17 protein-coding genes are annotated in these 22,315 nt (G+C 69.6%); 6 read left to right on the plus strand and 11 right to left on the minus strand.

Going from position 1 to position 22,315, the window contains the following annotated elements; all coding sequences use genetic code 11:
• Positions 1-590: L-lactate permease (locus tag ACILRB_RS12865; protein ID WP_395666691.1), on the minus strand; the 590-nt coding region annotated here is incomplete at its 3' end.
• Positions 591-949: 359 nt separating this feature from the next.
• On the opposite strand from ACILRB_RS12865, the gene ACILRB_RS12870 reads away from it, so the two are divergent.
• The gene (locus ACILRB_RS12870; RefSeq protein ID WP_395666692.1) at positions 950-2,788 is read left to right on the plus strand and encodes an assimilatory sulfite reductase (NADPH) flavoprotein subunit; all 1,839 of its coding nucleotides are present in this window, start codon (positions 950-952) and stop codon (positions 2,786-2,788) included.
• Between the two features lie 84 nt (positions 2,789-2,872).
• Positions 2,873-4,609: an assimilatory sulfite reductase (NADPH) hemoprotein subunit gene (cysI, locus tag ACILRB_RS12875; protein ID WP_395666693.1), complete on the plus strand. Its 1,737-nt coding sequence runs from the start codon at positions 2,873-2,875 to the stop codon at positions 4,607-4,609.
• Positions 4,610-4,637: 28 nt separating this feature from the next.
• Here cysI and ACILRB_RS12880 read toward each other — a convergent pair whose 3' ends face one another.
• The 7 genes from ACILRB_RS12880 to ACILRB_RS12910 all read right to left on the minus strand — a co-directional run bounded on the left by ACILRB_RS12880 (position 4,638) and on the right by ACILRB_RS12910 (position 13,755).
• On the minus strand, positions 4,638-5,180 hold the full coding sequence (locus tag ACILRB_RS12880; RefSeq protein WP_395666694.1) for a hypothetical protein: 543 nt from the start codon (positions 5,178-5,180) through the stop codon (positions 4,638-4,640).
• A gap of 50 nt (positions 5,181-5,230) precedes the next feature.
• Entirely contained in the window at positions 5,231-6,199 is a 969-nt protein-coding gene (gene corA / locus ACILRB_RS12885; protein WP_395666695.1) for a magnesium/cobalt transporter CorA, read from the minus strand.
• 36 nt (positions 6,200-6,235) lie between these two features.
• Positions 6,236-7,168 carry an AEC family transporter gene (locus ACILRB_RS12890; protein ID WP_395666696.1) on the minus strand — a complete coding sequence of 311 codons (933 nt, stop codon included), beginning with the start codon at positions 7,166-7,168 and terminating at the stop codon, positions 6,236-6,238.
• 74 nt (positions 7,169-7,242) lie between these two features.
• The gene (gene epsC, locus ACILRB_RS12895) at positions 7,243-8,184 is read right to left on the minus strand and encodes a serine O-acetyltransferase EpsC (protein WP_395666697.1); all 942 of its coding nucleotides are present in this window, start codon (positions 8,182-8,184) and stop codon (positions 7,243-7,245) included.
• A 100-nt stretch (positions 8,185-8,284) separates the two neighbouring features.
• A complete protein-coding gene (locus ACILRB_RS12900; protein ID WP_395666698.1) occupies positions 8,285-9,553 on the minus strand; it encodes an MFS transporter in 1,269 nt (422 codons plus the stop codon).
• 197 nt (positions 9,554-9,750) lie between these two features.
• A complete protein-coding gene (locus ACILRB_RS12905) occupies positions 9,751-12,027 on the minus strand; it encodes an FdhF/YdeP family oxidoreductase (protein ID WP_395666699.1) in 2,277 nt (758 codons plus the stop codon).
• A 369-nt stretch (positions 12,028-12,396) separates the two neighbouring features.
• Positions 12,397-13,755 (minus strand): hypothetical protein, encoded by a 1,359-nt coding sequence (locus tag ACILRB_RS12910; RefSeq protein ID WP_395666700.1) that lies wholly within the window; start codon positions 13,753-13,755, stop codon positions 12,397-12,399.
• 385 nt (positions 13,756-14,140) lie between these two features.
• Here ACILRB_RS12910 and eat point away from each other — a divergent pair, with 385 nt between their 5' ends.
• From eat to ACILRB_RS12930, 4 genes are all read left to right on the plus strand, one after another.
• Positions 14,141-15,574, plus strand: coding sequence for an ethanolamine permease (gene eat, locus ACILRB_RS12915; RefSeq protein WP_395666701.1), 1,434 nt, complete (start codon positions 14,141-14,143; stop codon positions 15,572-15,574).
• Between the two features lie 19 nt (positions 15,575-15,593).
• Entirely contained in the window at positions 15,594-16,979 is a 1,386-nt protein-coding gene (locus tag ACILRB_RS12920) for an ethanolamine ammonia-lyase subunit EutB (protein WP_395666702.1), read from the plus strand.
• The gene (gene eutC, locus ACILRB_RS12925; protein ID WP_395666703.1) at positions 16,976-17,782 is read left to right on the plus strand and encodes an ethanolamine ammonia-lyase subunit EutC; all 807 of its coding nucleotides are present in this window, start codon (positions 16,976-16,978) and stop codon (positions 17,780-17,782) included. The genes ACILRB_RS12920 and eutC overlap by 4 nt, the downstream gene beginning before the upstream one ends.
• Positions 17,783-17,929: 147 nt before the next feature.
• Positions 17,930-19,276 (plus strand): NRAMP family divalent metal transporter, encoded by a 1,347-nt coding sequence (locus ACILRB_RS12930; protein WP_395666704.1) that lies wholly within the window; start codon positions 17,930-17,932, stop codon positions 19,274-19,276.
• Here the strand turns inward: ACILRB_RS12930 and ACILRB_RS12935 are convergent.
• From ACILRB_RS12935 to ACILRB_RS12945, 3 genes are read right to left on the minus strand one after another with little or no spacing between them, the layout of a single operon-like run.
• A complete protein-coding gene (locus ACILRB_RS12935) occupies positions 19,245-20,555 on the minus strand; it encodes a chloride channel protein (protein ID WP_395666705.1) in 1,311 nt (436 codons plus the stop codon). The genes ACILRB_RS12930 and ACILRB_RS12935 overlap by 32 nt on opposite strands.
• 8 nt (positions 20,556-20,563) lie before the next feature.
• Positions 20,564-21,325, minus strand: a complete 762-nt coding sequence (locus ACILRB_RS12940; RefSeq protein ID WP_395666706.1) for an ABC transporter permease — start codon at positions 21,323-21,325, stop codon at positions 20,564-20,566.
• The gene (locus ACILRB_RS12945) at positions 21,322-22,257 is read right to left on the minus strand and encodes an ABC transporter ATP-binding protein (protein ID WP_395666707.1); all 936 of its coding nucleotides are present in this window, start codon (positions 22,255-22,257) and stop codon (positions 21,322-21,324) included. The genes ACILRB_RS12940 and ACILRB_RS12945 overlap by 4 nt, the downstream gene beginning before the upstream one ends.
• Positions 22,258-22,315 lie beyond the last annotated feature (58 nt).

Below are 22,315 nucleotides of genomic sequence, written 5' to 3' on the forward strand. Positions count from 1 at the left end.
AGCTGGCGGCCGACCATGGCGCCGAGCGCCACCGGGTCCATGCCGGTCACCTGGCCGAGCACCACGATCGGCGTGCCGAGCGCGCCATAGGCGACGGGCGCGGTGTTGGCGATGAGCGAAAGGCCTGAAGCCGCGAGCGGCGAGAAGCCGAGGCCGATCAGGATCGCGCCGGTGACGGCGACCGGCGTGCCGAAGCCCGCCGCGCCCTCGAAGAAGGCGCCGAAGCAGAAGGCCACGAGCAGAAGCTGAAGCCGGCGGTCGTTGGTGATGCCGGCGATCGAGCGCTGCAGCACCGCGAAGGAGCCGTTCTCGACGGTCAGGCGATGCAGGAAGATGACGTTGAGGACGATCCAGCCGATCGGGAACAGGCCGGTCAGCGCGCCAAGGAAGGTCGCCCGCGCGGCCATGTCGGCCGGCATGGTGAAGCCGAACACGGCGACGACGAAGGCGACGGCCAGCGCCAGCAGGGCGGCGACATGGGCCTTGATCTTGGTGAAGGCGATAAGCCCGAGCAGCGTGACGATCGGCAGACAGGCGACCGCCGTCGACAGGGCCATGTTGCCGAACGGATCATAGACTTGGCGCCACATGGCGTCCCCCCGGATTGGCGGCGCGACGTTGCGCGCCCTTGTTATTGGGCAATGTGCGGAAACGGGGCGCGAATCGCGCGACGCGCGGCGCAGATCGTTGAAAACGTTTCTATTTTGGCGCAGATGAAACGGCTCGTGAGCGTTTTGAGATTAACGAACCGGGTCCGCCTTGACAAGCGCGCCGACGCTCTTATGCCCGGCGCGATTGCGCCGCGCGCGCCTCTTCTTTAATCGTTCTGAACACGCCTCTTTTGCGAGGACCGGCTTGCCGGAACGCGCGCGCGCCGGTAAAACGAACATGAAAATTCTGCTAAATATGAGAAATTACAATATGAATACGTTAAATTGGGCGCCGGTTCGTGAAGCCCGTTGATCCCGCGCAGCTTCCGGGCCCCGGCCTGATGAGCGAGGAGCAATGGGCGAAGGTCGACGCGCTCGCCGCCTCGCTCACCTCGCGCCAGGCGCTGTGGCTGTCGGGTTTCTTCGCCGGGATCGAAAGCGCGCGGGCCGCGGCCGGCGACGTCGCGGCGCCTGCCGGGACGCCGGCCGCGACGCCTGTCGGCGCGCCGCGCCGGCTCACGATTCTCTACGGCACCGAGACCGGCAACAGCGCGACGCTGGCGAAGGCCGCCTTCGCCGAGGCGCAGGCGCTGGGGCTCTCCGCCGCGCTCGCCGACATGGCCGGCTACAAGCCGCGCGCGCTGGCCGAAGAGGAAGATCTTCTCGTCGTCGTCTCGACCTATGGCGAGGGCGACCCGCCGCAGCCGGCCGCGGGCTTCTTCGAATTCGTCGAGGGGCGCAAGGCGCCGCGGCTCGAGGGGCTGCGCTTCGCCGTGCTGGCGCTCGGCGATTCGACCTATGAGAAATTCTGCGAGGCCGGCAAGCGCCTCGACCAGCGCTTCGAGGCGCTCGGCGCGACGCGCCTTGCGCCGCGCGTCGACTGCGACGTCGATTATGACGAGGCCGCCGCCGCCTGGACCGCCGCGACGCTCGCCCATCTCGCCGTCGCCGGCCGCCCGGCCGGCGAGGCGCTCCCGGCCGTGGCGGCCGCCGCCGCGCGCGGCGCGGCCCCGCAGGCGACGGCGCATGACCGGCGCAATCCGTTTTCGGCCAGCGTGGTCGACAATCTCGTCCTGACCGGGCGCGGCTCCAGCAAGGAGACGCGGCATGTCGAGATTTCGCTCGACGGTTCGGGCCTCGCCTATGAGCCCGGCGACGCGCTGGGCCTGACGCCGCGCAACGACCCGGCCGCCGTCGACGCGCTCACGGGCGCGCTCGGCCTCGACGCCAGGCGGCTGTTCACGTTCAAGGACGAGACCGTTCCGTTCGGGCTCGCGCTCTCCGAAAAATTCGAGATCTGCGCCCTGACGCCGCGCTTCATCGAGCATTGGGCCGGGCTTTCGGGCGCCGCGCCGCTGAAGGCGCTGCTGGGCGAGGAGGCGGCCCCGGCCCGCGCCGCGTTCATGCGCGCGAACCATGTCGTCGACGTCGTGCGCGCCTTTCCGGTCAAGGGCGTCGCGGCCGAGGATTTCGCGGCCGGCCTGCGCCCGCTGCAGCCGCGGCTCTACTCCATCGCCTCAAGCCTCAGGGCCAATCCCGGGGAAGTCCATCTCACCGTCTCGACCGTGCGCTACGCGCTCCATGGCGAGCCGCGCACGGGCGTGGCCTCTGGCTTTCTGGCGCGGCTCGCGCCCGACGCGCGCCTGCCCGTCTATGTGCAGGCCAATCCGCATTTCCGCCTGCCGGCCGCGGAGACGCCCATCGTCATGATCGGCGCGGGCACGGGCGTCGCGCCGTTCCGCGCCTTCATGCAGGAGCGCGAGGAGACGGGCGCTTCGGGCAAGTCGTGGCTGTTCTTCGGCGAGCGCAATTTCGGGACCGACTTCCTCTACCAGCTCGAATGGCAGCGTCTTCTGAAGGAAGGGCTTCTGACGCGCATGGAGGTCGCCTTCTCGCGCGACCGCTGGGGCAAGGCCTATGTGCAGCACAGGATGCGCGAGCAGGGGCGCGACCTCTACGCCTGGCTCGAGGAGGGCGCCCATGTCTATGTCTGCGGCGACGCCGCGAAGCTCGCCCCCGACGTGCATGAGGCGCTGGTCGAGATCGTCGTCTCGCACGGCGGGCGCTCGCGCGAGGCGGCGCAGGACTATCTGCGCGGGCTCGCCGACGCGCATCGCTACCAGCGCGACGTCTATTGAGCCTAGCCCGCGTGAGGCGACCCGTTTCCGACGCGCCCCGGCGGACCGGCCCGACGCCGCCGCCGCGCCCTGAAAGATGAAGCCATGACCAAGGATCTGCCGCAGCCCGACCGCAGCCGCGACATCTCGCAGCCGCTCGAAAACCTGTCGCCCGACGAGACGATGAAGGTCCGCTCGGACCAGCTGCGCGGGACCATCGACGAGGGCCTGCTCGACGCCATCACCGGCATGGTGTCGGGCGAGCACAACCCCAAGCTCATGAAGTTCCACGGCATTTATGTGCAGGACGACCGCGACCTGCGCGACGAGCGCCGCCGCCAGAAGCTTGAGCCGGCCTATTCCTTCCTGATCCGCCTGCGCCTGCCGGGCGGGGTCGTCACGCCGGCGCAATGGCGCAAGATCGACGAGCTTGCGCGCGCCTATGGAAATGCGTCCCTGCGCGCGACGACGCGCCAGACGTTCCAGTTCCACTGGGTGCTGAAGAACGACCTCAAGGCGACCATCCGCGGCCTGCATGAGGTTCTGGTCGACACCATCGCCGCCTGCGGCGACGTGGTGCGCGGCGTCATGAGCTCGGTCAACCCCGCGCTCTCGACGCTGCATGCGCAGGTCTATGCCGACGCGAGCGCGGTGAGCGAGCACGCCCTGCCGAACATGCGCGCCTATCACGAGATCTGGTGGGGCGAGGCGCGCGTCGCGACCTCCGAGCCCGAGGAGCCCTTTCTCGGCAGGCAATATCTGCCGCGCAAGTTCAAGATCGGCCTCGTCATCCCGCCCCATAACGACGTCGACGTCTACACCCAGGACCTCGGCTTCATCGCCATCGTCGAGAAGGGCGAGCTTGCGGGCTATAACGTCACCGTCGGCGGCGGCATGGGGCGGACCGATTCGGCGCCCGAAACCTATCCGCGTCTCGGCGACGTTCTGGGCTTCGTGCCGCGGGACAGGATTCTGGCGGCGACCGACGCCGTGGTCGGCCTGCAGCGCGACTACGGCGACCGCAAGACGCGGGCGCACGCCCGTTTCAAATATACGGTCGACGACCTCGGCCTCGATTTCGTGCGCGCCGAGGTCGAGCGCCGGCTGGGCTTTGCGCTCGAAGCGCCGAAGCCGTTCGACTTCGTCTCGAACGGCGACGCCTATGGCTGGACCAGGGGCGAGGACGGGCGCTGGCATTTCACGCTGTTCGTCGAGAACGGGCGCATCGTCAACCGCGAGGGGCTGCGCCTGCTCGACGGCCTGCGCGCCGTGGCCGAGATCCATGAGGGAAGCTTCCGCCTGACGCCGAACCAGAATGTCGTGATCGCCGACATTCCTGCGGCCGGGAAGGCGAAGATCGCCGCCGTCCTTGAAGCGTACGGGCTCGACGGACGCAACGACCAGAGCCCGCTGCGGCTCAACGCCATGGCCTGCGTGGCGCTGCCGACCTGCAGCCTCGCCATGGCCGAGAGCGAGCGCTATCTGCCCGAGCTCGTGACCAGGATCGAAAAAATTCTCGCGGCGAACGGGCTCGCGCAGGAGCCGATCACCATCCGCATGACCGGCTGCCCCAATGGCTGCGCGCGGCCCTATGTGGCCGAGATCGCCCTGACGGGCCGCGCGCCCGGCAAATACAACCTCTATTTCGGCGGCGGCTTCTGGGGTCAGCGGCTCAATAAAATGTATCTCGAAAATGTCGGCGAGGAGGCGATTCTGGAGGCGATCTCGCAGGTCGCCGCGCGCTACGCCAGCGAGCGCCGGCCCGGCGAGCATTTCGGGGATTTCTCGATCCGGGCCGGTTTTGTCAGGGAAGTGACCGCGGGGCGCGAGTTCAACGCCTGACGAGGCGGGGCGGGGAGCCCCGCCCCGCTCATCCGGCCGGCGAAACCTTCTTCGTCCGCGGCTCGAACAGCGTCCGGCGCAGCTTCTGCGGACCCATGGCGGCGGCGATCTCCTTGAACGAGAAGAAGGGGATCAGGGCGACGAACAGGATCAGAGCGGCGATGACGACGCCGCCCACGCGTCCGTCGCCGAGATGCTTCACCGCGCTCATGAAGCTCTCGCCGCGCCACAGGGCGGGAACGGCGTCCTCGAGGATGCTCAGCGCGATCAGGAGAATCGCGAAAAGGCCCGAGCGGTAAAGCACCGCATAAAAGGGCGCGGCGTCCTCGAACTTCTGGTCGAAACGCAGATCCTCTCCAATGAGGATGATCTTGGAGAGAATCAGCGCGTTGAGGAGCGCGAAGCCGAGGTCGAGCCCGAGCCGCGTGTTGGGAAGCAGCATGAACTTGTGCAGCGCGAACAGGCTCAGGATCACCCAGACATACAGAAATATCTCGGCGAACCTGCGCAGCTCCTCGAGCGCGCGCGCCTTGAATGTGGGCTTTTTCGCCTCTTGCGTGTTTTCGCTCATGATGTCCGCCCGTGCGTCGCGCCGGCGCGCCTCGGCCGGGCCGCGCCGAATCAGATCCAGCCGGCCCGCCGGAAGCGCAGGAACAGATAGAAGCACGCCGCGGCGATCACGGCCAGCACGGCGAAATAGCCGTACCGCCAGTGCAGCTCCGGCATGAACTCGAAATTCATGCCATAGACGCCGGCGATGGCCGTCGGCACGGCGAGGATCGCCGCCCAGCCGGTCAGCCTGCGCCCGATCGCGCCCTGGCGCGAGGATTCCATCAGAAGGCCGGCCTCGAAGGCGAAGCCGAGCATTTCGCGCAGCGCGTCGATCTGCTCCAGCGCGCGGTTCACATGGTCGCCGACGTCGCGGAAATAGGGCCTGAATTCCGAATCGATGCCGGGCAGCTCGGTATGCTCCAGCCGCCGGCACACGTCGACGGCGGGCGCGGCGACGAGCCTCAGCTTCTGCAATTCGCGCCGCAGCTCGTAGATGCGCGCGACGCGCGCCTCGTCGATCGGCTCGAGCACATGTTCTTCGAGCGCCTCGACTTCGTCGGCGAGTCGCTCGACGACCAAAAGATAATTGTCCACGATGAAATCGACCAGCGCGTAGACGACATAATCCTCGCCATGCGAAAGCTGCTTTGGCGTCGCCTCGGCGCATTGGCGCACGCGGGCGTAAGGGGCCGAGGCGCCGTGGCGCACGGTGATGACATAGCCCGAGCCGACGAACATCTCGGTCTCGCCGAGCGACACATGGCCGTCGATCAGGAAGGCCGTGCGCAGCACGAGAAACGTGGTGTCGCCATAGGTCTCGACCTTGGGGCGCTGGTGCGCCTTGAGCGCGTCCTCGAGCGCAAGCTCATGCAGGCTGAACTGCTTCTGCAGCTGGCGCAGTTCGGCTTCGCTCGGCGCCTCGATGCCGATCCACACGAAATGCTCCGCGCGCGCGGCCCAGGCGCCGCTTTCCTCGATGCTGATGTCCTTGATCTTGCGTCCGCCGCTGTAAGCGCTCGCCGCGACGACCCTGCCCATGGCGTTTCCCCGTGCGCGGCCTCTTTGCGGGCGCGCTCACGCAGAGAATGCGAGATAGGCGGAAATCGTCAAGATCGACAGGCCGGTCGAGACCAGCACGACCTGCGAGGCGAGTTCGGCCTCGCGCCGGTAATATTCGGCGAGCATGAAGGCGCCGGTGCCGGTCGGCAGCGCCGCCATGACGACGCAGGCGCGGGTCATGAAGGCGTCGAGCCCGAAGACGCGCGAAAAGGCGAGCGCGAGCGCCGGCGCGGCGACGAGCTTCAGCGCGATCAGCAGCGCCGCGCCGCTCGCGCCCGGCGTGGGTTTTTTTGAGCGCCCGGCGAAAAACAGCCCGAGCGCGACCAGCGCGCAAGGCGAGGCCGCCTGGCCCAGAAGATGGATCGCGGCCTCGACCTGCGCCGGCGGCGAAAGGCTTGCGGCGTTGAGCGCGAGGCCCGCCGCCGGCGCGACGACGAGCGGATTTCTGGCCAGCGACGCCAGAACCTTCGCGGCGAGCCGCAGCGGCCGTCTTTCGCCCTGGAGTCCGGCCTCGATCAGGGCGATCGCCCCGCCAAACAGCGCGCAGGCGGTGTAGAGCGTCGCCAGCACGGCGGGGGCGCGCGCCTGCGGCCCGAGCGCGATGAGGCAGAGCGGAATGCCGACATAGCCGGTGTTGCCATAGGCCGCGCCGAGCCCGTCGAGCGCGGCGTCGGCGAGCGGGCGCCCGGCGCGCCGGCGCGCGGCGAAGGCCGCGACGAAGACGAGCGACACGGCGAGGCCGAAGGCCGCGAGGAAGTCGGGCCGCCAGATGTCCCGCGCCTGCGCCGTCGCCATGATGTCGAACAGGAGCGCCGGCAGGGCGAGAAACACGACGAAGCGGTTCAGCTCGCTCGAAGCCTGCGGCCCGAGCCAGTCGAGACGGCGCGCCGCGAAGCCCGCGCCGATCAGGGCGAAGATCGGCAGGACGACGCCAAGCGCGTTCAGCATGGCGCGTTCAGCATGGCGCGTTCAGCATGGCGCGTTCAGCATCGACGCGGGAGAGGTCTTTCCATGGAGCGCGCTCAGATGCCCGCGCCGTCGTGGAACTGTTCGCTGCGCGCCTGCGCCTGCGAGATGAAGCTGCCCGGCGGCACGGAGCGGGTCAGCCAGACATTGCCGCCGATCGAGGAGCCGCGCCCGATGGTGACGCGGCCGAGAATGGTCGCGCCGGCGTAGATCACGACGTCGTCCTCGACGATCGGGTGGCGCGCGCCGCCCTTGACGAGATTTCCGGCGGCGTCGGTCTCGAAGCGCTTCGCGCCGAGCGTCACGGCCTGGTAGATGCGCACGTTCCGGCCGATGACCGCGGTCTCGCCGATGACGACGCCGGTGCCGTGGTCGATGAAGAAGCTTTCGTCGACGGTCGCGCCGGGGTGGATGTCGACGCCGGTCTGCGAATGGGCGATCTCGGAGATCATGCGCGCGACGAGCGGCGCGCCGAGCTTGTAGAGCTCATGGGCGATGCGGTGGTGCATGACGGCGACGACGCCCGGATAGCAGATCAGCACCTCGTCGATCGAGCGCGCCGCCGGATCGCCCGCATAGGCCGCGCGAATGTCGGTGTCGAGCAGGGCGCGGATTTTCGGCAGCTCCTTCGCCAGCGCCGACACCGCCGGAACGGCGAGTTCGGCGGCGGACTCGAGCGCCGCGGCCTCGGGGTTGCTGAAGGCGAATTCGAGCCGCACCTGCTTCAAAAGGGCGGTGAGCGTCAGGTCGAGCGTATGGCCGATGAAGAAATCGACGCCTTCGGGCGTCAGCTCGCAATGGCCGAGGCGCAGCGGATAGAGGATCGCGCCGAAACCCTCCATGACGCGGGCGAGCGCCTTGCGCGAGGGCAGCTTGACGGAGACGCCGCGACCCTCGCGGTCCTTGACGCGTTTTTCGCGCAGCTCGGCGACGATCGGGGCGAGAGTCCAGTTGACGATCTCGGCGGAAGCGGGCGTCCTGGTCTTGAACGGATTCATGGCGCGCCCTCCGGTCGGCGGCTTGAGGGGAGTCTGGCTTATTTAGACGCCCTTCCACAAGAATTGTAGAGTTTTGAGCGCCGCAATAAGCGGCGCCTTCCTAGGCGTGTTTCTCATCCGCACGTTTTTCCTCCGCACGTTTTTCTTCCGCGCGCTTTTCCTCGGCGCGTTTTTCTTCGGGCATGCGGTCGGCGGCGTAAAGCTCGGGGAACAGCCGGCTCCACAGCGCCGTGACGGCGAGCGCCGCCGCGCCGCCGAACAGGGCCGCGCCCCGCGCGCCGGCGAAGGACGCGATGAGGCTCGATTCGAACTCGCCGAGATGGTTCGAGGCGCTGATGAACACGTAATTGATGGCGTTGACGCGCCCGCGCATGGCGTCCGGCGCGCCAAGCTGCACGACGCTCATGCGGATCACCATGCTCAGCATGTCGAAGCCGCCGACGAGGACCATGGCGAAGGCTGAAAGCCAGAGGACGTTCGACAGCGCGAACAGGAGGGTCGCCGCGCCATAGCCGGCGACGGAGGCGAAGAGAATCGGCCCGATGGCGCGCCTCAGCGGGCGCCGCGACAGAAAGATCCCCATGACGATGGCGCCGACCGCCGGGCAGGCGCGCAGCGCGCCGAGCCCGATCGGCCCCGCCGCCAGAATGTCGCGCGCGAAAATCGGCAGCAGCGCCGTCACCCCGCCAAACAGCACGGCGAACAGGTCGAGCGAGATCGCGCCGAGCAGCAGCCGGTCGGCGCGCACGAAGGCGAAGCCGCCGAGCAGGGCGGAGAGGCCCTTTTCGGCCGCGCCCTCGCGCTTCGCCTGCGCGTGTCCGGCCTGCGGGCGCGGGCGCACGCCGAGCGCCATCAGCGCGGCCGCGAGGTTGAGCAGCGCCGCGAGCGCGAACAGCGCCGTCTCGTTGAAGGCGAGCAGCGCGCCGCCGATCGCCGGCCCGACGATGATCGCCGCCTGCAGCGAGGACGAGGTGAGCGCCACGGCGCGCGTCAGCTCGGCGGGCGTCACGAGATTGGGCAGCAGCGCGGCGAGCGCCGGCAGGGCGAAGGCCCGCGCCGAGCCGATCACGAAAAGAATGAGATAGACCAGGCCGACGCGCGGCGCAGGCGACAGAACGACCGCCATCAGCGCGAGCGAGGCGAGGGCCAGCGCCACGGCGCTTCCCGCGACGAGCCTGCGCCGGTCGAGCCGGTCGGCGGCGGCGCCCGTCCACAGCATGAACAGGATCGAGGGAACGAACTCGACGAGGCCGGCGACGCCAAGGCTCATCGGATCGTTGGTGAGCACATAGAGCGACCAGCCGACCGCCACGTTCTGCATCTGCATCGAGACGATGAGCGCGAGGCGCACGCCGATGAAGAGGCGCATCCCGCGCTGGCGCCAGAGCGGCGTTTCGGTCGGCTCAATCGCTGCGTCTGGCGTCAACACGGTCCGGCCTCAAGACGGGAAAGCCGGACGGCTTCTCCCCTTTGCGGCCAAAAGGCAAGCCCCGCAGGGCGTTCGACAAGCCCCGCAGGGCGTTCGACAAGCCCCGCAGGGCGTTCGACAGATCCTGCGGGAAAACCTCAGGCGTGCGCCTTGAGGCGCACCGGCGCGGATTTATAGGCCGGCGTGCCGCTCTTGTGGTCATAGGCCGAGAGGGCGATGAGCCCGTTCGCCTCAGGGTAATAGGCCGCGACCGACCCCCGCGCGATCGGAAAGGCGACGGCGGTCACGCCGCGCAGCGCGCGGCCCTCGGCCGACGCGGCCTCGAGGTCGACGAGATCGCCATGGGCGAGGCCGCGCTCGGCGAGATCGTCGGCGTTGACGAACACCACGTCGCGCCGCCCGGTCACGCCGCGATAGCGGTCGTCGAGGCTGTAGATGGTGGTGTTGTACTGGTCATGGCTGCGGATGGTGGCGAGCAGCAGCGTGTCGGGCGCGGTCCGCGCCGCCTCGCCGAGCCCCGGCGTCACGATGAACTGCGCCTTGCCGGAGGGCGTGCGCCATTCGCGCTCCGAGGCCGCGACATGCAGGCGGAAGCCGCCGGGCTTCAGGATGCGGGCGTTGAAGTCGAAGAATTCGGGAAAAACCTCCTCGATCTTGTCGCGGATGCGCGAATAATCGGCGACGAGGCCCTCCCAGTCGATCTTGCTGCGCGGCAGCGTCGCCCGGGCGAGGCCCGCGACGATCGCGGGCTCGGAGCGCAGATGTTCGGAGGCCGGCGTCAGCCCGCCGCGCGAGGCGTGCACCATCGACATCGAATCCTCGACGGTCACGCATTGCGGCCCCGACGCCTGCATGTCGATCTCGGTGCGCCCGAGGCAGGGAAGCAAAATGTTCTCCTTCGCGAGGATGAGATGGCTGCGGTTGAGCTTGGTCGCGACATGCACGGCGAGATCGAGCGTGCGCAGGGCGGCGAAGGTCGTCTCCGGGTCGGGCATGGCCACGGCGAGATTGCCGCCAAGGCAGACGACGGCTTTCGAGCGGCCGTCGCGGATCGCCTCGATGGTCTCGACCGCGTTGTTGCCCTTGGCTCTTGGAGACGAGATGCCGAAGGCGGCGTCGAGCCTCGCCAGAAAGGCCTCGGTCGGGATTTCGGTGACGCCGACGGTGCGGTCGCCCTGGACGTTGGAATGGCCGCGCAGCGGGCAGACGCCAGCGCCCTCGCGGCCGATGTTGCCGCGCAGGAGCAGAAGACTGGCGAGGTGCTGGACGTTGGCGACGCCGTTGAGATGCTGCGTGATCCCCATGCCGTAGCAGACGATGACGCGCTCGGCTTTGGCGTAGACGCCGGCCGCGGCCTCGATCTCGGCGCGTGAAAGGCCCGACTGGCTCTCGACGTCGGCCCAGCTGACGTCCGCGAGATCGGCCGTGAGCGCGTCGAGGCCCTCGGTGTGGGCGGCGATGAACGCGCGGTCGAGCACGCCCGCGCCGCCGCGGGCGAGGTCGGCGGCGTCGAGCGCGAGCACGGCCTTCATCAGGCCCTTGAGCAGGGCGAGGTCGCCGCCGACCTTCACCTGGCAATAGGAGGAGGCGATCTCGGTCGAGCGCAGGGCGATCATCTCGAACGGGTCCTGCGGCGAGGCGAAGCGCTCGAGGCCGCGCTCGCGCAGCGGGTTGAAGACGATGATCGGGACCTTGCGCTTGGCCGCCTCGCGCAGCGTGGCGAGCATGCGCGGATGGTTGGTGCCGGGATTATGGCCGATGCAAATGATCGCGTCGCAATGGTCGAAATCCTCGAGCGTCACCGTCCCCTTGCCGACGCCGATCGATTCGGGCAGGCCGACGCTCGTCGCCTCGTGGCACATGTTGGAGCAGTCGGGAAAATTGTTGACGCCGAATTCGCGCACGAACAGCTGATAAAGGAAGGCGGCCTCGTTCGAGGCCCGGCCGGACGTGTAGAAATCGGCCATGTTCGGGTCGGGCAGGGCGCGCAGCGCCGCCCCCGCCCGCGCGAACGCCTCCTCCCACGAGATCGCCACATAGCGGTCCGACGCCGCGTCATAGGCCATCGGATGGGTCAGCCGGCCCTGATTTTCGAGCTCATAGTCCGACCAGCCCCAAAGCTCCGAAACGGAATGCCGCGCGAAAAATTCGGGCGGCGCGCGGCGCGCCGTCGCCTCCCAGGCGACCGCCTTCGCGCCGTTCTCGCAGAATTCGAAGGAGGAGCGATGGTTGGGGTCGGGCCAGGCGCAGCCGGGACAGTCGAAGCCCATCGGCTGGTTAGCCTTGAGCAGCGCCCGCACGTCCGAGGCGACGGCGGTCTGCTCCCTGATCGCCTTGGCCACCGCTTTCAGCGCGCCCCATCCGCCGGCCGGTCCGTCATAGGGTTTGACGCCGGGCGGATCCATCTTGCTCATGTCGGGTCTCCTTTGGCGCTGCGGCAATTGATCAGGATCAATTCTAGAGCGCGGCGTCGTCCAGCGAAAGCCGGAGTCCGGACCCGCGACGCCGCCCGCCGTTCTGGCGCCGTTTGAAAGACGGGGCATTTCTCCCGGAGGGCGCGCGGCTTTTTGCGCCGCAACAAAACGCGTCCCGTCCTACGACAAAGGGCTTAAGCGCGCCCGCGACGGATCGCCGCGCCGGGCGGGGCCGGCGTGCGGGGCCGGCGTGGCGGAACATGAGGGAGAGAGGGGGCGGCGGCGCACAAAAAAGGCCGGGCCAAAGGCCCGGCCGCAGTTTGCGGGAAGCGTCTTGCCCGGAGGAGCGGAACGCCTGGCGCGAAAAACTCAGTTATGCGCGAGATTGGCGGCCGAACGGCCCCAGTCGATGATCTTGCTCGTCGCGCCGGTGATCGAATTGACCGCGGTGTCGACGAAGGCGAGCGGCGAGGGCTTGGGCGCGGGGGGCGCGGCGGCTTCGACCGGCGCCGCCTGCGGCTGGGCCGCCGCGATGTCCTGCTGGGCCGGCGCGGCGGCGGGCGCAGCCTGCGCGGCGCGGGCCTTCGCCGCGTCGCGGGCTTTTGCGGCCCGCGTCGGCTTTTCGGCGGCGGGACGCTCGCCGGCGGGCTCGGCCGCGATCTCGCCCGGACGCTGCGGCGGCAGCACGGCGAGGGTTTTCGGCGCGGGCTTTGCGGCGACGGGCTTCACGACTTCGGCTTTGGCGACGACCGGCTTCGCCGTCTCGGGTCTGGCGGCGTCGGCTTCGGCGGCGCGGGTCTGGACGGCGTGGTCCTGAACTGCGTGATCCTGAACTGCGTGATCCTGGACGGCCGCGACATGCGGCTTCGCCAGCGCGCCGTCCGGACGCACGACGGCGGTCTTCACGAGCTTCGGCTCAGGAACGGCCGGCATGGCGGCGACGGGCTGCGCGCCCGGCGCGCCATAGGGCGGCGGGGCGAGCAGGCTCGACCCGGGGAGCGCGGCCATGACGGGCGCGGTCATGGCGGTCGCGGCCTCCGGCGCGGCGGCGGGCGTCTCGGACAGGGCGGCGGCATGCTGCTGCGGCTCGGACGCGGCCGGCGCGGGGACGATCTGCGGCGCGACCGACGCGGCCTCGATCAGGGCGGGAGCTTCGGTCGGCGTCTGGCGGAAGGCGGTGGTCGCGATCATGCCGGCGGCGCCGGCGATGGCCACGACGGCCATCACATAGAGCGGGCGGCGCGAACGCTTCTCTTCCTCGAACAGGCCGGCCTCGACGGCGGCGTCGTCGACGAAGACGAAATGGTCGGGCGCGGGCTTTGGCAGCACCGGGCCGTCGAAGGCGTCGGGCTTCAGGAAGGCCGCGAGGCCGAGCCCCGGCGCGTCGTCGTCGCGGTCCGCGTCGGACATGGCGAAGGGCGCGGCGGCGAAAGCGTCTTCGGCGTCCTCGTCGCGGCTCGCGCGAAGGTCGGGAAAGAGCAGGGCCTCGGGGTCGGCCGCGCGCTCATCGGCGGCGCGCAGCAGCGCGGCCTCGATCTCGGCGAAGTCGCCGCCGATCGCCGGCGCGAACGGCCCGCCCTCGGCCGAGATCACCTCGTCGGCCGGGGCCCGGTCATGCGCCGCGGCTTCGGCCGCCGCGGCGCCGCTTTCGGGAAGCGCCGCGCGCATGCGCCGCTCGAACTCGTAAAGATCGATCAGCGGCTGGCGCTTGGATGCTGGCTCGCTCATGCTTCCGACCCCTCGACTTATCCAAATTTCGCTTAACAGGCGCTGCCCGCCAAAATTCTTAACTCGCATTAAGACTGCGCAATTGTGGCTGATCTTAGCCTTGCGGCGTCACAAGCCTTGTCGCGCATGCCTCGTCGCGCATGCCTTGCCCCGCATGCCTTGTCCCGCATGTCGGGCGCCTGAAGCTTGCGGCTCCGGGCAGATCGCAAGCCTGCGGGCGAAATCTTATCGGATTGGTGAAAATCGCGGCTTTTTTCGCCCGGATGCTTGATGGACGCTTAACGCGCCCGGAATGGGCGTATAGTCGAGTTTCTGCGCGGGAATTTTTCTTGCATGGAAGCTCAAGCCCGACCGCAGCCGCGGCCGGCCACGCAAGGGGGCGGGGATGGAAGAACAGCCTGGACATCATGTCGGCGTCGTGACGCATCACGAACTCAAGCAGACGCTGTCGACCCTGCAGCTGTGGGCGATCGCCGTCGGCCTCGTCATTTCGGGCGAATATTTCGGCTGGAGCTACGGCTGGGCCAGCGCCGGCACGCTCGGCTTCGCGGTGACGACGGTGTTCGTCGCCCTGATGTACGCCACCTTCATCTTCAGCTTCACCGAGCTCACGACCTCGATCCCGCACGCCGGCGGGCCGTTCGCCTATGCGCGCCACGCCTTCGGGCCGACCGGCGGCTATATCGCCGGCGTCGCCACGCTGATCGAATTCGTGTTCGCGCCGCCGGCGATCTCGCTCGCCATCGGCGCCTATCTCAACGTGCAGTTTCCGGCGCTCGATCCCAAGATCGCGGCGCTTGGCGCCTATCTCGTGTTCATGGGGCTCAACATCGTCGGCGTCGAGATCGCCGCGACCTTCGAACTGGTGGTGACGCTGCTCGCCATCTTCGAGCTGCTCGTGTTCATGGGCGTCGTCAGCCCCGGCTTCTCGATCGCCAATTTCGTCAAGGGCGGCTGGTCGGGGTCGGACGAATTCTCGTTCGGGGCCTTCGCCGGCATCTTCGCGGCGATCCCCTTCGCCATCTGGTTCTTCCTCGCGATCGAGGGCGTCGCCATGGCCGCCGAGGAGGCGAAAGACCCCAAGCGCTCGATCCCGATCGCCTACACCACGGGCATCCTGACCCTCGTCGCGCTGGCGATCGGCGTGATGCTGTTCGCCGGCGCCGCCGGCGACTGGACGCGGCTCGCCAACATCAACGACCCGCTGCCCGAGGCGATGAAATATGTCGTCGGCGATTCGAGCGGCTGGCTGCACATGCTGGTGGCGCTCGGCCTGTTCGGCCTCGTCGCCTCCTTCCACGGCATCATCATCGGCTATTCGCGCCAGATCTTCGCGCAGGCGCGGGCGGGCTACCTGCCGCGCGCGCTCGCCTATGTGCATCCGCGCTTCAAGACGCCGGTCTTCGCCATCCTCGCCGGCGGCGCGGTCGGCATCTTCGCCATCTTCAGCGACAATCTGCTGGTCATCGGCGGGCAGCCGCTCACCGCCAACATCGTGACCATGTCGGTGTTCGGCGCCATCGTGATGTATATCGTCAGCATGGCGAGCCTGTTCCGGCTGCGCCGCGCCGAACCCAACATGGCGCGGCCCTATCGCGCGCCCTTCTATCCCGTGTTCCCGGCCTTCGCGCTGTTTGGCGCGCTCGTCTGCCTCGTGGCGATGATCTATTATAACTTCCTGATCTTCGTCATCTTCTGCGCCATCCTCGGCGTCGGCTATCTGTACTTCCTGTCGACCGCGCGCCGGCGCGAGGAGGCGCCGATCGACACGCTGATCGAGACGCCGGACGAGTTGAGCGCCGAAGGGCTGAAGCCCTGACCTGAAAGGAGCGAGGCCGATGGCTTACGCGCATGGCGTCGGAGGGCGGACCTACCGCTTTTCCGACCTCAAGACCCTGCTCGCCAAGGCGAGCCCCGCACGCTCCGGCGACCGTCTCGCCGGCGTCGCGGCCGAGGACGCGACCGAGCGCGTCGCCGCGCAGATGGCGCTCGCCGACGTTCCGCTCGCCGACTTCCTGAAGACCGCCGTCGTCCCCTATGAGGACGACGAGGTGACGCGGCTGATCTGCGACGGCCACGACGCCGCGGCCTTCGCCCCGGTCGCCTCGCTGACCGTCGGCGACTTCCGCAACTGGCTTCTGGGGGAGGAGGCCGACGGCGCGGCGCTCGCGGCGCTCGCGCCCGGCCTGACCCCCGAGATGGCCGCCGCCGTCTCGAAGATCATGCGGCTGCAGGACCTGATCCTCGTCGCGCGCAAGCGCCGCGTCGTGACGAGGTTCCGCAACACGCTCGGCCTCGAGAAGCGGCTGTCGACGCGGCTCCAGCCGAACCATCCGACCGACGATCCGGCGGGCGTCGCGGCGAGCGTGCTCGACGGGCTCCTTTATGGCTCGGGCGACGCGGTCATCGGCATCAATCCGGCGACCGACAACGTCTCGGCCGTCTGCGCGCTGCTCGACATGCTGGGCTCGGTGATCGAGACCTATGAGATCCCGACCCAGTCCTGCGTGCTGACCCATGTGACAACCTCGATCGAGGCGATCTCGCGCGGGGCGCCGGTCGACCTCGTGTTCCAGTCGATCGCCGGCACCGAGGCTGCGAACCGCTCCTTCGGCGTCGATCTCGCCGTGCTGAAGGAGGGCCGCGAGGCGGCGCTGTCGCTGAAGCGCGGCACGGTCGGCGACGACGTGATGTATTTCGAGACCGGACAGGGCTCGGCGCTCTCGGCCGGCGCGCATCACGGCGTCGACCAGCAGACCTGCGAGGCGCGCGCCTACGCCGTCGCCCGCGCGTTCTCGCCGCTGCTCGTCAACACCGTGGTCGGCTTCATCGGGCCGGAATATCTCTATGACGGCAAGGAGATCATCCGCGCCGGGCTCGAAGACCATTTCTGCGCCAAGCTGCTCGGCCTGCCGATGGGCTGCGACATCTGCTACACCAACCACGCCGAGGCCGACCAGGACGACATGGACATGCTCCTGACCCTGCTCGGCGCGGCCGGATGCAATTTCATCATGGGCATTCCGGGCTCGGACGACGTGATGCTGAACTACCAGACCACCTCCTTCCATGACGCGCTCTATGCGCGCGAGGTCCTGGGCCTGCGGCCGGCGCCCGAATTCGAGGACTGGCTCATGCGCATGGGCGTGTTCGCGCCGGACGGGCGCCCGCGCGAGGAGCTCGCCGCGCCGTTCAGGCCGGCGCTCGCCCGGATCGCGTCATGAGCCGGCTCGTCGTCGACAACCCCTGGGAGCGGCTGCGCCGCTACACGCCGGCGCGCATCGCGCTCGGGCGCTCGGGCGTCAGCCTGCCGACGCGGCCGCTGCTCGACTTCCAGCTCGCCCATGCGCTGGCGCGCGACGCGGTGCATCTGCCGCTCGACCGCGAGGGGCTCTTCGCCGCGCTCGAGGCGGCGGGCTGGCCGGTCGCGCCGCTGCGCAGCGCCGCCGAAACCCGCGCCGTCTATCTGCAGCGCCCCGACCTCGGCCGCCGGCTCGACGCCGCCTCGCGTGAAAAACTCGCCGCCCTCGCCCAGCATGGCGCGCGCGGCTTCGACGTCGCCTTCGTCGTCGCCGACGGGCTGTCGGCGCGGGCGGTCAACGACCACGCCGCGGCGATGCTCGAAGCCGTTCGCGCGCCGCTGCTGGCGCAGGGCTGGCGCGTCGCCCCGGTGGCGCTCGTCGAGGAGGGCCGCGTCGCCGTCGGCGACGAGATCGGCGAGATTCTGGGCGCCGACATCGTGGTGATGCTCATCGGCGAGCGGCCGGGGCTCTCCTCGCCCGACAGCCTCGGCCTCTATCTCACCTTCGCGCCGCGCGTCGGGCTGACCGACGAGGCGCGCAACTGCATCTCCAACGTGCGGCCGCAGGGCCTCTCCTTCGAGGCCGCCGCGCATCGCCTGCTCTATCTTCTGACCGAAGCGCGGCGGCGCAGGCTTTCGGGCGTGGCGCTCAAGGACGAATCGGACATGAAGACCCTCGCCCCCGACGCGGCGGCGCGCGCGAATTTTCTCGCGCCCGAGCGGTGACGGCGGGCCGCGACGACGCAAGCCCCGCGTCGGGCGCCCCGGCGAAACGCCCTCCCGCGCTTTTGTGAAGGGCGGAGCGCGGCTTTTCGCCTATCGTCGCGGCGCGCCTGAGCGACACGGCTCCGGGCCCGATCCGAAAGCCCGGCCATGTCATCCTCGCTCGACGCTCCTGAAGACGCTCCGGGAGACGCCTCCGCAGACGCCCGCGCCGCGCCGGAGCCGAAACGCAGCCTGCCGCGCCGCATCCTCGGCGCGCTCGGGCCGGGCCTCGTCACGGGCGCCGCCGACGACGATCCGAGCGGCGTCGCGACCTATAGCCAGGTCGGCGCGCAATTCGGCTTTCAGCTCTCCTGGATTCTCCTGTTCAGCTATCCGCTGATGGCGGTGACGCAGGCCATCGCCGGGCGCATCGGCGCGGTGACGGGCGACGGCATCGCCCGCAACCTGCGCCTGCATTATCCGCGCTGGCTGCTGCGCGCCGCGGTGCTGACGCTGCTCGTCGCCAATGTCGTCAATCTCGGCGCCGACCTTGGCGCCATGGGCGCGGCGACGCAGCTTCTCGTCGGCGGGCCGGCGCTCGTCTATACGGCGGGCCTCGCCGGGCTGTGCGTGACGCTTCAGGTGTTCATGAGCTATGCGCGCTACGCGGCGGTGCTCAAATGGCTCACGCTGACCCTGTTCTCCTATGTGGTCGTCGCCTTTCTGGCGTCGGTCCCCTGGGGCGAAGCCCTGCGCGGCGCGCTCGTTCCCTCGATCGACCTTTCCGATTCGGCGCAGGCGATGGCTCTGCTCGCCGTGCTCGGCACCACCATCAGCCCCTATCTGTTCTTCTGGCAGGCGGCGCAGGAGGTCGAGGAGCAGGAGCGGCGCCAGACCCAGCCGCTCTATGTGACGCCGAAAGGCGGCCCGGGCGAGCTGGCGCGGATCGAGGTCGACACCTGGGTCGGCATGGGCCTGTCGAACCTCATCTCATGGTTCATCGTGCTGGCCGCGGCGGCGACGCTGCACGCGAAAGGCGTGACCGACATCGAGACCTCGGCGCAGGCGGCCGAGGCGCTGCGCCCCGTCGCCGGCGATCTCGCCTTCGCGGTGTTCGCCTTCGGGATCATCGGCACGGGGCTTCTCGCCGTTCCGGTGCTCGCGGGCTCGGCCGCCTACGCCGTCTGCGAGACGTTCGACTGGGTGGAAGGGCTCGACCGCAAGCTCAGGGACGCGCGCGCCTTCTATGGCGTCATCGTCGTCGCCACGCTCGCGGGCCTCGCGCTCGATTTCCTTGGGGTCGACCCGATCAAGGCGCTCTACTGGAGCGCCGTGCTCAACGGGCTTCTCGCCGCGCCGATCATGACGGCGATGCTGCTCGTCGCCGACAACCCCAAGATCATGGGCGAATTCGTCCTGCCCTGGCCGCTCAGGATCGCCGGCTGGACCGCCGCCGCGGCCATGGCGCTCGCGAGCGCCGGCTTCATCGCTCTGTCCCTGGCTGGGGCGGGGTGAGCCCGCCTGCGGCCGGCGCCGGGCGGCGGCCGCGCATGCGCAGGGCGTCGTAGATCGGCGCGTCGCCGAGCAGCGCCGCGACGCCCATGGCGCTGAAGCAGGCGGCGGCCATGGGCAGGAGCGCGGCCGAGGAGTCGGTCATTTCGGTCACGAGAATGACGCCGGTGAGCGGCGCGCGCACCATGGCGGCGAACAGCGCGGCCATGGCGACCAGCGGATAGAAGGGCGCCGACGCCCCCGCGGCAGGGTCGACGAGCCGGCCGAACAGGGCGCCGGCCAGAGTCCCGACCGCGAGCAGCGGCGCGAACAGGCCGCCGGGCGTGCCGGCCGCATAGGACGCCGCGCCGAGCAGCAGCCGCAGCGCCAGCGCCGCGAACAGAATCGAGAGCGCCGGCGCGCCGGTCAGCGCGTCCTGGGCGAGGCCGACGCCGCCGCCGACGAGGGGCGGCGCGGCGAAGGCGAGCGCGCCGACGCAGGCGCCGACGATCCCGGCGCGCAGCTCCGCCGGCAGGCGCACGGCGTCGGCGACGTCGAGCGCGCCGAGAATCAGCCGGTTGTTGACGACGCCGAGCAGGCCGGCGACGACGCCGAGGCTGAGGCAGGCGGCGGTGACGAACAAACCCGGCGGCGGCAGATGCGGGATGATGAATTCGGACCGCTCGCCGAGGATCGCGTGGGAGACGAGAATGGCGCTCGTCGAGGCGCCGAGGGCGGCGACGACGCTGCGCAGCTCAAGCCGGCGCAACAGCTCCTCGAGCACGAACACCGCGCCCGCGAGCGGCGCGTCGAAGGCCGCGGCGACCCCCGCGCCGGCCCCCGCCGCGAGCAGGATGCGCCGCTCGGCGTCGCCGCGCCGCAGCAGGCCGCCGAAAATATGCGCGACCGTCGCCCCCATCTGCACGCAGGGCCCCTCGCGGCCGAGCGCGAGGCCCGCCCCGATGGCGAGCGCGCCGCCGACGAACTTGACCGGAAGCAGCAGGATCCTGGCCGGCGCGGCCTGACCGACGAGCACCGCCTCGACATGGGGGATGCCGCTGCCGTTGGCGTCGGGGGAGAGCCTTTTGACGAGGGCCGCGGCGGCGGCGCAGGCGGCCGCGGCCGCCGCCGCAAACAGCAGCGCGCCGCGCCAGGCCGGCCCCTCCCAGCCGAGCGCAAGGGCGTCGCGCCAGGCGCCGAGCGATTCGAGCGTCAGGCGGAACAGCGCGCAGACGACGCCGGTCAGCGCGCCCGCAAGCAGCGCCAGCGGCGCGAGGATGACGAGGCCGAGGCGGCGGTTCATGGCGCTCCTCAGGCGCGCAGCCGGTAGCCGGCGCGAAAGATCCAGGCGATCGCGCCAAGGCAAAGGACGAGAAAGACCGCGGTCATGACGAGGCTCACGCCGACGCCGACGTCGGAGCGGCCGAAGAAGCTCCAGCGAAAGCCCGAGACGAGATAGACGATCGGGTTCGCAAGCGAGGCCGCGCGCCAGAACGGCGGCAGCATGTCGATCGAATAGAACACGCCGCCGAGGAAGGTCAAAGGCGTGATCAGCAGCATGGGCGCGAGCTGGAGCTGCTCGAAACTGTTGGCGACGAGACCGATCAGGAAGCCGAACAGGCTGAAGGCGACCGCCGTCAGCGCCAGGAAGAAGAGCATCAGCGCCGGATGGGCGATCTCGAAGGCGACGAAAAGGCGCGCCGTGACGAGGATGATGAGCCCGACGACGACGGCCTTGGCCGCCGCCGCGCCGACATAGCCGCAGACGATCTCGAAGGACGAGACCGGCGCCGACAGGATCTCGTAGATCGTGCCGGAAAAGCGCGGGAAATAGATGCCGAACGAGGCGTTGGCGACGCTGAGCGCGAGCACGGACGACAGGATCAGCCCCGGCGTGATGAAGGCGCCGTAGGCGACGCCGTCGATCTCGGCCATATGCGCGCCGAGCGCGCCGCCGAACACCACGAAATAGAGCGCCGTCGACAGCACCGGCGAGACGACGCTCTGCAGCGCCGTGCGCAGCGCGCGCGCCGCTTCGAAGCGGAAGATGGCGACGATGGCGTGAACGTTCATGCGTCCCTCACGAGGCTCACGAAAATGTCCTCGAGCGAATTCTGCCGCGTCTCGAGGTCGGCGACGGGCAGGCCCGACTCGGCGATCGCCCGCACAAGCGCGCTCGCGCCGCCCATCTTCGCGCAGTCCTTCGGGTCGGGCGAGAATTCGCCCGAGAGCGCGCGCCCGTCAGGCGCGAGCTCGAGGCCGAAGCCCGCGAGGGCGGCCGGCAGGCTCAGGACCGGCTCGCTGAGCGTGAGCACGAGGCGCTTGCGGCCGAAGCGCCGCATCAGCGCCGCCTTCTCCTCGACGAGGATCAGTTCGCCGCGGCGGATGACGCCGACGCGGTCGGCCATCTCCTCGGCCTCCTCGATGTAATGGGTGGTCAGGATGATGGTGACGCCGGCGTCGCGCAGCGCGCGCACCATGGCCCACATGTCGCGACGCAGCTCGACGTCGACGCCCGCGGTCGGCTCGTCGAGAAACAGCAGCCGCGGCTCGTGCGACAGCGCCTTGGCGATCATCACGCGCCGCTTCATGCCGCCCGAAAGCGTGAGGATGCGCGCGTCGCGTTTCTCCCACAGGGAAAGATCGCGCAAGATCTTTTCGATCAGCCCGGGGTCGGGGGCGAAGCCGTAGAGGCCGCGGCTGAAGCGCACGGTCGAGAGCACGCTTTCGAAGGCGTCGGTCGACAGCTCCTGCGGCACGAGGCCGATCGTCTGGCGCGCGGCGCGATAGTCGCGCTTGGCGTCGCGCCCGTCGACGAGCACCGTTCCCGCGCTGCGCTCGACGATGCCGCAGACGATGTTGATCAGGGTCGTCTTGCCGGCGCCGTTGGGGCCGAGCAGGGCGAAGATTTCGCCGCGCCTGACGTCGAGGTCGACGCCCTTCAGGGCCGAAAAGCCCGAGGCGTAGGTCTTGGCGAGGCCGCGGATGGAGAGAATGGCGGGCAAGGTTCGGGCCGGCTCCTTTGACGGAGGCCGGACCATGGCCGAGATCGCGCCAAAAGAA

The sequence above is a fragment of the Methylocella sp. genome (assembly GCF_044226135.1).
Lineage (GTDB): Bacteria > Pseudomonadota > Alphaproteobacteria > Rhizobiales > Beijerinckiaceae > Methylocapsa.